The organism is uncultured Oscillibacter sp. (genome assembly GCF_900546705.1).
In the GTDB taxonomy this organism is placed as follows: domain Bacteria; phylum Bacillota; class Clostridia; order Oscillospirales; family Oscillospiraceae; genus Oscillibacter.
The window spans coordinates 12,270-25,233 of record NZ_URDP01000003.1 but is presented as its reverse complement, the minus strand read 5'-3'; the positions used below and the strand labels follow the sequence as shown (position 1 = coordinate 25,233).

The 12,964-nt window shown below is 58.6% G+C and carries 16 protein-coding genes; 7 read left to right on the top strand and 9 right to left on the bottom strand.

Features of this window, described 5'->3' with window-relative positions:
• Positions 1–55: 55 nt before the first annotated feature.
• The 3 genes from QZS13_RS01255 to QZS13_RS01245 all read right to left on the bottom strand — a co-directional run bounded on the left by QZS13_RS01255 (position 56) and on the right by QZS13_RS01245 (position 1,412).
• The gene (locus QZS13_RS01255) at positions 56–553 is read right to left on the bottom strand and encodes a DUF177 domain-containing protein (protein WP_295584482.1); all 498 of its coding nucleotides are present in this window, start codon (positions 551–553) and stop codon (positions 56–58) included.
• Positions 554–639: 86 nt separating this feature from the next.
• The gene (locus QZS13_RS01250) at positions 640–1,113 is read right to left on the bottom strand and encodes a hypothetical protein (protein WP_295584480.1); all 474 of its coding nucleotides are present in this window, start codon (positions 1,111–1,113) and stop codon (positions 640–642) included.
• Positions 1,110–1,412: a hypothetical protein gene (locus QZS13_RS01245; RefSeq protein WP_295584478.1), complete on the bottom strand. Its 303-nt coding sequence runs from the start codon at positions 1,410–1,412 to the stop codon at positions 1,110–1,112. Before QZS13_RS01245 ends, QZS13_RS01250 begins: the two co-directional genes overlap by 4 nt.
• Before the next feature lie 102 nt (positions 1,413–1,514).
• Here QZS13_RS01245 and QZS13_RS01240 point away from each other — a divergent pair, with 102 nt between their 5' ends.
• The 6 genes from QZS13_RS01240 (at position 1,515) to QZS13_RS01215 (ending at position 7,158) form a co-directional block, all read left to right on the top strand.
• Entirely contained in the window at positions 1,515–2,477 is a 963-nt protein-coding gene (locus tag QZS13_RS01240) for an RluA family pseudouridine synthase (protein WP_295584475.1), read from the top strand.
• Positions 2,478–2,627: 150 nt separating this feature from the next.
• A complete protein-coding gene (locus tag QZS13_RS01235) occupies positions 2,628–3,815 on the top strand; it encodes an ABC transporter ATP-binding protein (RefSeq protein ID WP_295584473.1) in 1,188 nt (395 codons plus the stop codon).
• Positions 3,805–4,686 (top strand): ABC transporter permease, encoded by an 882-nt coding sequence (locus QZS13_RS01230; protein WP_295584471.1) that lies wholly within the window; start codon positions 3,805–3,807, stop codon positions 4,684–4,686. The genes QZS13_RS01235 and QZS13_RS01230 overlap by 11 nt, the downstream gene beginning before the upstream one ends.
• Positions 4,683–5,549: an ABC transporter permease gene (locus QZS13_RS01225; protein ID WP_295584469.1), complete on the top strand. Its 867-nt coding sequence runs from the start codon at positions 4,683–4,685 to the stop codon at positions 5,547–5,549. Before QZS13_RS01230 ends, QZS13_RS01225 begins: the two co-directional genes overlap by 4 nt.
• A 60-nt stretch (positions 5,550–5,609) precedes the next feature.
• A complete protein-coding gene (locus QZS13_RS01220) occupies positions 5,610–6,689 on the top strand; it encodes a PotD/PotF family extracellular solute-binding protein (RefSeq protein ID WP_295584467.1) in 1,080 nt (359 codons plus the stop codon).
• A 73-nt stretch (positions 6,690–6,762) separates the two neighbouring features.
• On the top strand, positions 6,763–7,158 hold the full coding sequence (locus QZS13_RS01215; RefSeq protein WP_295584465.1) for a thioesterase family protein: 396 nt from the start codon (positions 6,763–6,765) through the stop codon (positions 7,156–7,158).
• A gap of 48 nt (positions 7,159–7,206) precedes the next feature.
• On the opposite strand, the gene spoIIR is transcribed toward QZS13_RS01215, so the two are convergent.
• The 5 genes from spoIIR to thrH form a co-directional block, all read right to left on the bottom strand.
• Complete coding sequence (spoIIR, locus tag QZS13_RS01210; protein WP_295584463.1) at positions 7,207–7,842, bottom strand: stage II sporulation protein R; 636 nt, start codon at positions 7,840–7,842, stop codon at positions 7,207–7,209.
• Between the two features lie 79 nt (positions 7,843–7,921).
• Positions 7,922–8,794 carry a 4-(cytidine 5'-diphospho)-2-C-methyl-D-erythritol kinase gene (gene ispE / locus QZS13_RS01205; RefSeq protein ID WP_295584448.1) on the bottom strand — a complete coding sequence of 291 codons (873 nt, stop codon included), beginning with the start codon at positions 8,792–8,794 and terminating at the stop codon, positions 7,922–7,924.
• Between the two features lie 105 nt (positions 8,795–8,899).
• Positions 8,900–9,055: a hypothetical protein gene (locus tag QZS13_RS01200; protein WP_295584446.1), complete on the bottom strand. Its 156-nt coding sequence runs from the start codon at positions 9,053–9,055 to the stop codon at positions 8,900–8,902.
• 137 nt (positions 9,056–9,192) lie between these two features.
• Positions 9,193–10,467, bottom strand: a complete 1,275-nt coding sequence (locus QZS13_RS01195) for a DUF1015 domain-containing protein (RefSeq protein ID WP_295584444.1) — start codon at positions 10,465–10,467, stop codon at positions 9,193–9,195.
• A 27-nt stretch (positions 10,468–10,494) separates the two neighbouring features.
• A complete protein-coding gene (thrH, locus tag QZS13_RS01190) occupies positions 10,495–11,094 on the bottom strand; it encodes a bifunctional phosphoserine phosphatase/homoserine phosphotransferase ThrH (RefSeq protein ID WP_295584442.1) in 600 nt (199 codons plus the stop codon).
• Between the two features lie 144 nt (positions 11,095–11,238).
• Between thrH and QZS13_RS01185 the strand changes: the two genes are divergently transcribed.
• Positions 11,239–11,463 (top strand): DUF378 domain-containing protein, encoded by a 225-nt coding sequence (locus QZS13_RS01185; protein ID WP_295584440.1) that lies wholly within the window; start codon positions 11,239–11,241, stop codon positions 11,461–11,463.
• Between the two features lie 45 nt (positions 11,464–11,508).
• Here QZS13_RS01185 and QZS13_RS01180 read toward each other — a convergent pair whose 3' ends face one another.
• Complete coding sequence (locus QZS13_RS01180; RefSeq protein ID WP_295584438.1) at positions 11,509–12,795, bottom strand: cation:proton antiporter; 1,287 nt, start codon at positions 12,793–12,795, stop codon at positions 11,509–11,511.
• Positions 12,796–12,964: the final 169 nt, after the last annotated feature.

Sequence of the window (12,964 nt, the reverse complement as noted above, 5' to 3'; positions counted from 1 at the left end):
CACCTCCTTGATCTTTCAAAGGCGCGGGAGGTCAAGCCCGTCCTTATTTTATCCTTTATTTGTTCTCCAAAAGCTTGGCCAGGACTGCCAGCCGCGGGTCCTGCTCCTTTTTGCAGGAGCACGGGCCGAGGTTCAGGTCGGCGCCGCATCTGGGGCACAGTCCTTTGCAATCTTCCGAACACAGAGTCTTAGTGTCCATTCCGAGAATGAACGCAGTACGCGCCAGTTCCGCCACATCCACCCTGTCCTGCTCCAGCAGTACGATCTCATCGTTCTCCTCGTCCTGGAGCTCCTGGGCCAGCATGCAGCTGTACGGCACTTCCTTTTCCTGCAAAAACGCCTTTCCGCAACGGTCGCACACCGCATCCAGTGTGGTGCGGGCCACCAGGTTCAGCTGCAGCACATCCGCTGTGCTGTACACCTCTCCCTCCACCGTCACCGGACGGCTGACCGGATACCGGCCGCCGAACTCCAGATCCGACAGATCCATGGAAAACCGGAAAGGCAGGTGCACTTCCGGATCGCGCAGAACAGGTTTTACATCTAAAAGCATAAGCTACCTCGCAATGACACGAGTAGTATTATAATAGATGGGCCACTCGTTGTCAAACAATTTTTTCAATTTCTTCCGGATTTCTTTTACTGCCGGTCCTTCTTGGGGTCCAGGTGCTTGCGCTCCAGGTCGATGCCCATAATGGCAAAGCGGAATCCGCTCTGGATGACCTCAAACGTGGTGATATGGTAGGCATCCTCTGGCCAGCGGTCCTCCCACTCCTGACGCATCATACCGGCCAGGCGTCCACACATGGGGTCCGGCAGGTCCAGCAGCATGGGCGAGAGATAATTCACCAGGATCTGCTTTTCGCTGACCCGCACTGCTTTTCGGTTCCAGAAACGCTGCCGCTTCCATCCCGCTTCCAGAGCGTCCACCAGCGAGACAGCCAGGGCGCGGAGTGCCGCTTCCTCCCCGTCGGCATCCCGGACAGCCTGGGCGTACAACGGTCCAAACTGCTCCTTGTAAGCCAGGAAAGCATCCCGGTATTCCCGACGGGTAAAACGGGACATCCACTTGTCCGCCTCCCACACAGCCCGGCACAGTTCCTCCACATTCACGGGCGATCCTCCTCTTCCGGCTTTTGTGCAGGCTCCTCCTGCTCCAGGGGCTCATCCGACCAAGTGTCCGGGTCGTCGATATGCTCAGCTCCGTAGCGGTAGGCCTTCCACTCCCGCCACAGCATCCACGCCCCCGCCACGGTAAACACCGCGCCGCCAATCATATTCACCGCCGGCTGGGGCGCCTGGGGCAGGTTGGAAAACAGCTTGATGGCGATATAGATGAGATATCCGCCGCCCAGCACCCAGATATAGTTTACCCGGCCGGTCTGCTTTTTGTCATGCTTTTTCTGGTTCATCGGTCTCGCTCGCTTTCTTTCCGGAAAATTCTTGCTCCCATCGCTTTACAACCCGCCGTCAAACGGGTATGATAAAGTGAAACTTTCCATCGGGAGGACATCATGCGGGAATTCACCATTGGGAAAAACGACGCCGGCCAGCGGCTTGACCGCTTCGTGGCCAAAAACCTGCCGTTGCTGCCGCCCGCCCTGCTGCAAAAGTACATCCGGCTCAAGCGGATCAAGGTCAACGGCAAGGGCTCCAAGCGGGACACGCGGCTCTCGACCGGCGATATTCTTCAATTATATATCAACGATGAGTTTTTTGACAAGCCCTCTGAGGAAAACATGTTCCTCACGCTCTTCTCTCCCCAGCTGGACATCGTCTATGAGGATGAGAACCTGCTGCTGGTGAACAAGCGTCCCGGCCTGGTGGTCCACGCCGACGAGACGGAGAAGGTCAACACCCTCATCAACCACATCCAGGCCTACCTCTATCAAAAGCGGGAGTGGAATCCCAAGTGGGAAAACGCTTTCGCCCCCGCTCTGTGCAACCGGATCGACCGCAACACCGGCGGCATCGTCATCGCTGCGAAAAACGCCGAGACGCTGCGGATCATCAATGAGAAGATCCGGGACCACGAACTGGAAAAATCCTATCTTTGCATCACGGTAGGCCGTCCCAGTCCCGCCGCCGGGAAGGTGGAGGGCTTTCTTTTTAAAGATGAGGTGAAAAAGCAGGTCTACTTCCACACCCGTCCCGTTCCCGGCGGCAAGACCGCCGTTACCCTCTACAAGACTCTGGAGACCCGGGGGCCGCTCTCTTTGGTAGAGTGCCGCCTGCTCACCGGCCGCACCCACCAGATCCGCGTGTCCATGGCCCACCTGGGCTGTCCGCTGCTGGGAGACGGCAAGTACGGCCGGGGCGAGGTGAACCGCCGGTACCACGAGACCCGCCAGGCCCTCTATTCCTACAAGCTCTCCTTTCCTCTTCCCACCGACGCCGGCATCCTCAACTACCTGCGGGGCCGGGAGTTCACCGTGGCGGAGATTCCCTTCCGGGAAAAATATTTTCCCCACATTTAACAGGGGATTTTCCCCCAATCTCTTGACATTTCCGGACGCTTCCGATATCATTCATAATTGCTGAATTTCGACGAGAAAGGTTCCCCCTCAACAGAGAAAAGAGGCGTTTCATTTTAAATCAATTTTTTACGATGAAATGGGGGAGGATATATGTCCAAAGAGTTGATTCGCCTGCGGGATCTCTCCATGGCGTACGACGACGAGCCGGTTCTCAACAACATCAACCTTTATATCAACGATAAAGAATTCCTCACATTGCTCGGACCCAGCGGATGCGGCAAGACCACTACGCTGCGGATCATCGGCGGTTTCGCGACGCCTACGTCGGGAGACGTGCTGTTCGACGGTGTGAGGATTAATGACGTTCCGCCCTATCGGCGCCAGATCAACACGGTGTTCCAGAAATACGCCCTGTTTCCCCATCTGAACGTCTTTGAAAACATCGCCTTCGGCCTGCGCATGCAGCGCCGCCCTGACCCCGCCGATCCCTCCGGAAAGAAAAAAGTGAAGATTCCGGAAAAGGAGATCCAGGAGCGGGTCATGGAAATGCTGGAGATCATCAGCCTCAAGGGCTTTGAAAACCGCAAGCCCGACGCTCTCTCCGGCGGCCAGCAGCAGCGGGTGGCCATTGCCCGCGCCCTGGTCAACCGCCCCAAGGTGCTGCTGCTGGACGAGCCCTTGGGTGCCCTGGACTTGAAGCTGCGCAAGGACATGCAGATTGAGCTCAAGCGCATCCAGCAGCAGGTGGGCATCACCTTTATTTATGTCACTCACGACCAGGAGGAAGCCCTGACCATGTCCGACACCATTGTAGTCATGGACAAGGGCTCCATCCAGCAGATCGGCACCCCCGAGGACATCTACAACGAGCCGAAAAACGCCTTCGTGGCAGACTTTATCGGCGAGTCCAACATCATCGACGGCATTATGGTGCGGGACAAGTGCGTAAAGATGTATGGCCGGGAATTTCCCTGCCTGGACGGCGGTTTCGCAGAAAACGAGCCTGTGGATGTGGTCATCCGTCCTGAGGACATCGACATTGTCCCCGTGGAGCAAGGCCAGCTGGTAGGCACCGTCACCTCCGTCACCTTCAAGGGCATGCAGTACGACATCATCGTGGACTTCCGGGGCTTCAAGTGGCTCATCCAGACCACGGACCACTGCCCCGAGGGCTCCCGGATCGGCATCAAGATCGATCCCGACGGCATCCACGTTATGAAGAAGAGCCAGTACTCCGGCATGTTCGGCGACTACTCCTCTTTCTCCGAGGAATACGACGAGCTGGATGACGCCTCTTTGGAGCCGGACGACGAGGAGGAGAACGAGGATGCAGAATAAGCACACCTGGTTCGCGATCCCCTACGTGGTCTGGATGGCGATTTTTGTGGTGGCGCCCATCATCATGGTGGTCATTTACGCCTTCTCCACCGCCGACGGCAGCTTCACGCTTGCAAACTTCACCCGGATGGGCACGTACGCAGTGGTGTTCACCCGTTCGTTCAAGCTGGCCATTATCGCCACGCTGGTGTGCCTGCTGATCGGCTACCCCATCTCCTATATCATGAGCAAGGAGGGCCGGCAGTTCCAGCGGGTGGGCATGGTGCTCATCATGCTCCCTATGTGGATGAACTTTTTGCTGCGGACCTACTCCTGGATGTCCATTCTGGAAAACAACGGTCTTTTGAACCAGTTCTTCCAAAACATCGGCCTCATTGATCTTTACAACAAGATTGCCGTGCACTTTGCCGCAAACCCGGCCAGCTATGAGCCCATCACCCACTTCCAGATGCTCAATACCCAGGGTGCGGTGGTGCTGGGCATGGTATACAACTATCTGCCCTTTATGATCCTGCCCATCTACTCGGTCATCATCAAGCTGGACCGCTCCCTCATTGAGGCGGCCCGGGACCTGGGCGCCAACACCTTCCAGGTGTTCCGGCGGGTGATCCTGCCGCTGAGCCTGCCCGGCGTGCTCTCCGGTATCACCATGGTGTTCGTCCCCTCCGTATCCACGTTCGCCATCAGCAAAATGCTGGGCGGCGGCACGGAGCTGCTGCTGGGCGACCTCATCGAGCAGCAGTTCATGGGCAACGCCTACAACCCTCAGCTGGGCGCGGCCATCTCCCTTGTGATGATGGTGATCGTGGTCGTGTGCATGTGGGTCATGAATCGCTTCGGTGAGGGCGAAGAACAGGCGGTGATGCTGTGAAAAAGAACAATTCTCTGCTTAATCGCCTGTTTATGGTGCTGGTGTTCGTCTTTTTGTACGCACCCATTATCCTGCTTATCATCTTCTCCTTCAACGCCGGCAACAGCAACACGGTCTGGAAGGGTTTCTCCCTGACCTGGTACCAAAAGCTGCTCCACGACCGGCTCATTATGCAAAGCGTCTACACCACGCTGCTGGTGTCCCTGCTGGCCACCGCCATTGCCACCGTGGCCGGTACTTTCGCCTCCATCGGCTTTTACTCCATGCGCCGGCGGGTGCGGGAGCCTCTGATGACCGTCAACAACATTCCCATGATGAACGCGGATATCGTCACGGGTGTCTCCCTGTGCCTGTTCTTTGTGGCGTTCTTCGGCTTCTGGGGGGACTTTGCCGCCTGGTTCAACGGCGTCCAGTCCCTGATCCAGCTGCCTACCCGGCTGACCATGGGCTTCGGCACGCTGCTCATTGCCCATGTGAGCTTCAACATTCCCTATGTGATCCTCTCCGTGGGCCCCAAGCTGCGGCAGATGGACAAGAACCTGGTAGACGCCGCCCAGGATCTGGGCTGCACCTGGATGCAGGCATTCTTCAAGGTGATTTTGCCGGAGATCAAACCCGGTATCGTCTCCGGTGCCCTGACGGCCTTCACCATGAGCATCGATGACTTTGTCATCAGTTACTTTACCGCCGGCTCCTCCGCCTCTACCCTGGCCATGACCATCTACGGCATGACCAAAAAGCGGGTCAGCCCGGAAATCAACGCAATCTCCACGCTGCTGTTCGTGACGGTCCTGATCCTGCTGACCATCGTCAATCTGCGGGAAGCCCGTCAGGAGCGCCGCCGTGAGCTGCGGCGCATATGAGGTCCCACGGCCCTGCGGCCTTGAGATAAATCTGCAACAAAACACTGGAGGAATGATCAATTGAAAAAGACACTTGCCTTGGCCCTTGCCATGATGATGGTGGCCGCCATGACCCTGACCGGCTGCGGCAGCAGCGGAGATGAGCGGGTCGTCAACGTGTGCAGCTGGGGTGAATACATTGACGAGAATCTGATTTATCAATTTGAGGAAGAAACCGGCATCAAGGTCAATTACCAGACTGCCGAGAGCAATGAAGCCCTCTACTCCCTGCTCAAGACCGGCGCCGGAGACTACGACGTCATCGTCCCCTCTGACTATATGATCGCCCGACTGATCGACGAGGACATGCTGGCCGAGCTCAACTACGACAACATCCCCAACTACGCCCTCATTGACGACCGCTACAAGGGCCTGAGCTTTGACCCGGAAAACAAGTACACCGTCCCCTACACCTGGGGCACTCTGGGCATCATCTACAACACCACCATGGTGGACGAGCCCATCACCAGCTGGGACGCCATGTTTGACGAAAAGTATGCAGGCAACGTGCTCATGATCCGCAACTCCCGTGACGCTCTGGCCGCCGCGCTGCTGGATCTGGGCTACGATCTGAACACCACCGACGAATCCCAGATCCGGGAGGCCTATGACCTGCTGGCCTCTGCCAAGGAAAAGGGCGTCTATCAGGCCTTTGTCATGGATGAGGTGTTCCAGAAGATGGAGGGCGGCAACGCCGCCATCGCCATGTACTACGCCGGCGACTACCTGACCATGCTGGAGAACAACCCCGACCTTGCCTACGTGGTGCCTGAGGAGGGCTCCAACTGGTTCGTGGACGCCATGTGCGTGCTCAAGGACGCCCAGCATAAGGAAGAGGCCGAGGAGTGGATCAACTTCATTGCCTCCACCCAGTCCAACCTGGCCAACATGGACTACATCTGGTACGCCTCTCCCAACAAGGAGGCTCTCGAGACCTATCCCGAGTACTACGAGGAGACCTACGGTGAGCCCCTGAACATGGGTCTTTATGAGATCATGGCCGCGCCCCAGGACGTGCTGGACCGCTGCACCCTGTATGAGAACCTGCCCGCTGAGACGCTGACGCTCTACAACGATCTGTGGACCCAGCTGGGCATCTGATCCCGTTATGGAAAACGGCGCTTCCCCCCGAAGCGCCGTTTCCTTATATACTGCTGAATTTGGAGGAATCCCTATGATCGTCATCGGAACGAAATGCCAGCTGCATGAGACCGTGACCGAGGCTCTGACCGCCTCTGCCGTCGGTTCCGGCGCCCTGCCGGTGTTCGGCACGCCGTTTATGTGCGCCCTGATGGAAAACGCCGCTATGACGGCGCTCCAAGCCTTCCTGGAAGAGGGCCAGGGCAGCGTAGGCACCCATCTGGAAATCTCCCACGACGCTCCCACGCCCGTGGGCATGGAGGTCTGGGCAGAGGCAGAGATCACCGCTGTGTCCGAAAACGGCAAGATGGTGGACTTCGCCGTCCGCGCCTGGGACGCCCGCGGCCCCATCGGCGCCGGCACGCACACCCGGGCCATCATCAAAAACGAGAAGTTCCTGAACAAGTGCAACGCAAAGCTGGAGGGTTGAGACCCGAAAAAACAGCGGAGACGTCCGATGGACGTCTCCGCTGCTTTTTTATTTCCAAAGAGTCCCCAGCTTCTCCCAAAGCTCCACTGCCTTGAATTTCAGCCGGTAGGCTCCGTCCTCCTCCGTAATCAGCCGTACCTGCCCCGCGGTAAGCCCGGCGGCCTCAGCAGCCTCCGGTACCTCCTCGGAGGCCGTGGTGCAAAGAGGCGGAAACACCACGCACCACCAGTTTTGTCCCTGCGCCTGTCCGATCAGAACACGCAGAGCCAGGTACTCACCGGCGGGAAGGGCAAAGCCGTCATACTCTTTGGTGGGAAACGCGGTCTCCTCCAGCCGCACCTCTACATCGTAGTCATAGCCGGCCCCGTCAATCACGGAAGCGGCTGTGTTCTTCAAGTCAGGCAGTGCCTGGTTCAAAACCGACTCCGCCTCTGCCCGGCTGCCCGTTCCCTCCAGCAGCGTTTCCGCCTGGTCCAATACCGCATCCCGCACCAGCAGCTTGAGCGCCTGGTCCTCCTCCGAGTCAGAGTTGGCCAGCACATGCAGCCGTACCACCCGCTGTGCAAGGCCCGCCTGGGTTCCCAAGCACGCCACTCCCGTCAGCAGCAGCCCTGTCACCAGTGCTGCCAGCAAAATCATCGCCGCACGACCCCGCCCTCTTGCGGGCCGCTGCATCGTTTTCATGGTTGTCCCTCGCTTTCGGTTTTCGTTTTCCGAAAGCATGGACAAGCGTGCAGGATTTTAAACCGCTTTTCTGAAAAAATCAGGAGAGCTTTCCAACCGGGCAGACGCAAAACGTCTCCCGATAGGTCTGGCTCAGGATTTCTGCAGCCCGCCGGGCCGATTTCTCCTCCCGAAACAATCCGAACACGGTGGGCCCCGAGCCGCTCATGGCTGCGTTCATGGCCCCCAGCTCAATGAGCCGCTCCTTGATGGCAAGCACCGCACCGTACTCCGACGGCAGTGCCTCTTCAAACACATTGCAAAGCCGCTGCGCCACGCCGTCCAGATCTCCGGCAGACAGGGCAGCCAGCATCCCGTCCGTGTCCGGACGACGCGTCATTGGCACGTCATCCACCCGGGCAAACAGCGAGGGCGTGGGAATTCCGAACTCCGGCTTGCAGATCACAATCCAGCACGCAGGCAGGGCCGGCAGATCCGTCAGCACCTCTCCCCTTCCCTCCGCCAGAGCCGTTCCACCCCGCAGGCAGAAGGGTACATCACTTCCCACGCTCAGCCCGATGGCCTCCAGCTCCCCGTCTCCCATGTGGGGACACCATGTGTCCCGCAGCATCCGCAGCAGCGCCGCGACATCTGCGCTGCCGCCGCCCATGCCTGCATAGGCCGGGGTTCGCTTGGTCAGCTCTACCCGCAGTCCCGGCATGGGCAGCCCTGCCGCCTGAAAAAATGCCTCTGCCGCCTGCTGCTCCAGTGTCTTCTTCCACGTGGGGATCGACAGGTTGCTCATCATGGAAAAGCCGGATGCCGTCTCCTCCAGTATCACCGTGTCGCACAGGGACACCGTCTGCATCACCATGCGCATCTCATGGTAACCATCCGCGCGCCGTCCCAGAATATCCAGGGATAAGTTGATCTTTGCCGGCGCCTCCCGCTTCCAGATCATGTTCTCGTTCATCCTCTCTCCGGGACTGCCCGGCTGTCATTTGTCTCAGTATACCACACCCGGCCCCGGGAAAAAAGAGGGGCTTCGGATTTCACCGAAGCCCCGTTTCAGCGGGAATCAGAACCATCCCCGCCGCTTCCAGTAATTGTGAAACGTCTCCGCCAGAATGTACACCGCACTGACCACCAGCAAAATCACAGCGGGCAGCAGCACCAGCCACACCAGCGCCACACTTCCGCCCAGGTAAAACGCCTCTTGCAGCAGCTGTACCATAAGGAGCCTCCTCTCTCCTCCTGTTCGGCGTTTTCGCCAAACCCACTTGGCCAAAGCTCGTTTCTTCTTGGTATAATTGTAGCACTTCCCGTTCAAAAAAGAAAGAGCGAATCACAAAATTTGTGATTCGCTCCGGCTCAGCCCAGACGCCGCGCCTCTACGTAATACCGCTTGTCCCGGGCGTCTCCCATGGAAAATGCCTTCCGGGGCAGCACACCATCCGCCATCACGGTGGGGAACAACTGCTCCTTCCCGATCACAGGCAGGCAGAATGCCAGATTTCCCGGCTCCCGGCCCAGATTCCGCGCCGCCTCCTGGCCGTGGATATAGTCCAGCCGTCCCGGGTGGGATGACAGATAGTCGTCCAGGAACGTCTGCAGTGTTCCCACCGCCAACTGTGCTGCCGGATGCGGCACCGTGATTTCCCCGCTGCCCCCAGCCCATGCAAAGGAGAACGTGTGCCCCTCCCCTGTTCCGTCGTGGGTGTCAGGATAGTACGCCCGCAAAGCGGAGAGCACCGCCTCCGGCTCCACGCCGAACAGACAACGGTGGATGGGTTCAAACTCCAGGGCGTCATCGTGGCAGTTAACCACCTCCACCAGGGCATACCGCTCCGGCAGTACCGCTCCGGCGGGTGCGGACGCCTTCTTCTCCTCGTAACAGGCCTTTGCCGCCGCAAGGGAGTGGTTTCCGTCTCCCACCGCAAACAGCAGGGGCGCATCCACATGCCGGCCGTACCGCCGCTCCATAGTCTGCGGGGCACACAATCTGCCCAGAGCCCGAGCCGCCTTGTCCATCTGGCCTTGTGTCAGACGCCGGCCGGTCAGATGGCCTCCCCCCTGCATCAGGTCGAAGTCGTAAACCAATTCCATCTCCGCGTCCTCTGCCAGCGGCTCGATCACCGTGCGCTCCGGGTCATCGATCAGCAGCATCACATGGGGCAGCTCCAGCGGTGCGCCCCGTCGCACCGCCATCCGGGGCGGAATCCGGGAGAGCACAGTCCCCTCCGTGGCCCGAATCAGGGCGCCGGAGCCGGGCGTAAAATCATACCGCTCCAGATCCACCATACCCACGAGCCCCTGCCGGACACGGCCGTTGGACTGGGTACGTCGCACGTAAATCATGGAATCAGGCAGCGTGCGGAACAGTCCCTGGTCCACATACGCCTGCATGGCCCCGTGAATGGCCCCAACCCGATCCGCCACATCCGCCTTTTCCAGATAGGCCTCCGGGAGAATCAAATGCAAGGCGGAGGGCGCGTCTCCCACCGCCTCCTCCACCGCCTGCCAGTACTCCGGCTGGGAGGTAAATTGGTCACAGGCAATAACCGCCCACCGCGTCATGTCCGCCGCCTTGGGCACCAGAATATCCGCCGGGTAAAAGCCCACAGCGTCGAACAATTCCCTTGTCATGATACTTCCTCTTTTCGTTTTTACTGCTTACAGCGCCCCGCAAATGGCATGGAGCAACTGGTCAAAGGTCTCGCAGGCGGGGATCTCCGGATGGGCGGCTTTGATAGACTCCGTGGTACGGAACAAGAATCCCGCCTTGCTGGCCTGAATCATACCCAGGTCATTGTAGCTGTCTCCACTGGCAATGGTATCATAGCCCATGGACTGCAGCGCCTTTACCGTGGTGAGCTTGGACTGGGCACAGCGCATCTTGAAATCCGTGATCTCTCCGTCCGGCGCAACTACCAGGCTGTTGCAGAAGATGGTGGGCCAGCCCAGCTTCTCCATCAGCGGCATGGCAAATTCCTCAAAGGTATCGCTGAGGATGACCACCTGAGTCCTGCGGCGCAGCGCATCCAAAAATTCCCTGGCGCCGGGCAGCGGGTCAATGGTGGAAATGGTCCGCTGGATCTCCCGCAGGCCCAGACCGTGTTCCTTTAAAATTCCCAGCCGCCAGCGCATCAGCTTGTCATAGTCCGGCTCGTCCCGGGTAGTTCGCTTGAGTGCGGGAATTCCGCTTGCCTCTGCAAAAGCAATCCAGATCTCCGGCACCAGCACGCCCTCCATATCCAGGCAGACAATGTTCATACCCAATCCTCCCTTTTTCTGCAATTCAATGTTTTTTCATTATACGCTACAAATCCCACCAGTGCAATCCGCATGTATATTTTTTTGTACCGCAGGCCATCCTAAGCTCAAATTCCTGCCGCGGGGCAGACTGGAGGTTTGAAAATGTTTTTGGATAAACTGGCGCTGACCCTGGCGATTATCGGCGCCCTCAACTGGGGCGGCATCGGCCTGTTCGGCTTTGACACAGTGGCATTTTTCTGTGGCGGCCAGCTGTCTGTGCTCTCCCGGATAATCTATGCGCTGGTGGGGCTTGCCGGCATCTGGTGCATCACGCTGCTCTTCCGGAACGGCGAGGAGACCAACGGGCACGCGCCCCACACCGCCTGAATCAGATGAAAAAAAGGACGCCTTTCCGGCGTCCTTTTTTCTGCCTCACTTCCGTTTTCTCAGCTCCTGGTCCCGCTCCAGCAGCTCATCCGACAGAATATCCAGCTGATCTGCCTGAACCACACGGTCTGTCAGGCCGCTCTCCTCCAGCTTTCCGTCGCCCTCGCCCCGGTAGGCCAGCTTCAGCGTCACAGGCGTCAGAATGGAGCAGCACACGACCGTGATAATAACCGGCGTCAGAATTGTCTGGCTGAGGACCCCCATCTCCAGGCCCCGGTTGGCTACGATCAGGGCCACCTCACCCCGGCAGGCCATGCCCAGGCCTACCTGCAGACTCTCCTTGCCGGAAAAGCCGCACAGCTTCGCGCCCAGGCCGCAGCCGATCAGCTTGGACAAAACCGCCATCAGCAGCAAAAGCAGGGTGAACACCACGACGGAGCGATTGAGTCCCCGCACATCTGCGCTGATGCCCACACTGGCGAAAAACACCGGCGTCAGCAGCAGATAGCTCACAGGCTCAAACTTAGACTGGATATAGGCGGCCTTTGGCGTACTGGAAATGGCCAGGCCCGCCACATAGGCGCCGATGATGTCCGCCACGCCGAAAAACGCCTCGGCGCAGTAAGCCATCAGCAAACACAGCACAAAGGACAGCACGGTAAAGCGCCGGCGGTTATGTCCGTCCGCCCGGACCATCATCCAGCTAAACACCTTGGTGGCGCAGTACCCTGCCGCACAGGCAAACACAAAGAACAGCACAATTTTTCCCAGCACCACCGCCACGCTGGCCGACGCACCGCCGCCCAGGCCGCTGACAATCGTCAGCACCACCAGTCCCAGCACATCGTCAATGAGCGCCGCAGCCAGAATTGTATTTCCCACACGGGTATTGAGCTTTCCCAGTTCCCGCAACGTCTCCACGGTGATGCTCACGGAGGTCGCCGTAAAAATGGTACCTACAAACACAGCCTCCAGCCAGCCGCCGGAGGGAATCATCCCCAGCCGCTCCGCGCCCAGCGCAAGGCCTGTGCCCATGGCCAGCGGCGCCAGCACACCCAGAAGTGCCACCAGGAAGCCGGCCTTTCCAGACTCCTTCAGCTCCTGGATATTGGTGCCCAGGCCGGCCGTAAACAAAATTACAATGACGCCCAACTCAGAGATCTGGTCCAGAAATTCCGTCTCCTGCAGCACATTCAGCATGGATGGTCCCAGCAGCAGTCCTGCCAGCAGGGACCCGACCACCTGAGGCATTTGAAATCTCCGGGTAACCAGCCCCAGCAGCTTGGTGCTCAGCAGAATCAGCGCCAGATCCAGCAAAAAGTGATACGACATCGGTAAATACCCTTCCCTCTTCACAAAGTTTCCATAGCTCGCAAACGTTTGTATTTGGTGGAGTATTCATTTTACCGCTTCTGTCGCGGTTTACAATTGGCGTTTTTCACAAAGAAATAACGGTTTTTTTGGCAATATGAAAAGAGCACGGCTGTTGGTAACCAGCAGC

What these genes read in the sequence shown, in the direction of transcription:
- QZS13_RS01255 (WP_295584482.1), bottom strand. Translation starts at nt 553, where the DNA reads ATGCTTTTAGATGTAAAACCTGTTCTGCGCGATCCGGAAGTGCACCTG.
- QZS13_RS01245 (WP_295584478.1), bottom strand. Translation starts at nt 1,412, where the DNA reads ATGAACCAGAAAAAGCATGACAAAAAGCAGACCGGCCGGGTAAACTAT.
- QZS13_RS01240 (WP_295584475.1), top strand. Translation starts at nt 1,515, where the DNA reads ATGCGGGAATTCACCATTGGGAAAAACGACGCCGGCCAGCGGCTTGAC.
- QZS13_RS01235 (WP_295584473.1), top strand. Translation starts at nt 2,628, where the DNA reads ATGTCCAAAGAGTTGATTCGCCTGCGGGATCTCTCCATGGCGTACGAC.
- QZS13_RS01230 (WP_295584471.1), top strand. Translation starts at nt 3,805, where the DNA reads ATGCAGAATAAGCACACCTGGTTCGCGATCCCCTACGTGGTCTGGATG.
- QZS13_RS01215 (WP_295584465.1), top strand. Translation starts at nt 6,763, where the DNA reads ATGATCGTCATCGGAACGAAATGCCAGCTGCATGAGACCGTGACCGAG.
- spoIIR (WP_295584463.1), bottom strand. Translation starts at nt 7,842, where the DNA reads ATGAAAACGATGCAGCGGCCCGCAAGAGGGCGGGGTCGTGCGGCGATG.
- ispE (WP_295584448.1), bottom strand. Translation starts at nt 8,794, where the DNA reads ATGAACGAGAACATGATCTGGAAGCGGGAGGCGCCGGCAAAGATCAAC.
- QZS13_RS01200 (WP_295584446.1), bottom strand. Translation starts at nt 9,055, where the DNA reads ATGGTACAGCTGCTGCAAGAGGCGTTTTACCTGGGCGGAAGTGTGGCG.
- QZS13_RS01195 (WP_295584444.1), bottom strand. Translation starts at nt 10,467, where the DNA reads ATGACAAGGGAATTGTTCGACGCTGTGGGCTTTTACCCGGCGGATATT.
- thrH (WP_295584442.1), bottom strand. Translation starts at nt 11,094, where the DNA reads ATGAACATTGTCTGCCTGGATATGGAGGGCGTGCTGGTGCCGGAGATC.
- QZS13_RS01185 (WP_295584440.1), top strand. Translation starts at nt 11,239, where the DNA reads ATGTTTTTGGATAAACTGGCGCTGACCCTGGCGATTATCGGCGCCCTC.
- QZS13_RS01180 (WP_295584438.1), bottom strand. Translation starts at nt 12,795, where the DNA reads ATGTCGTATCACTTTTTGCTGGATCTGGCGCTGATTCTGCTGAGCACC.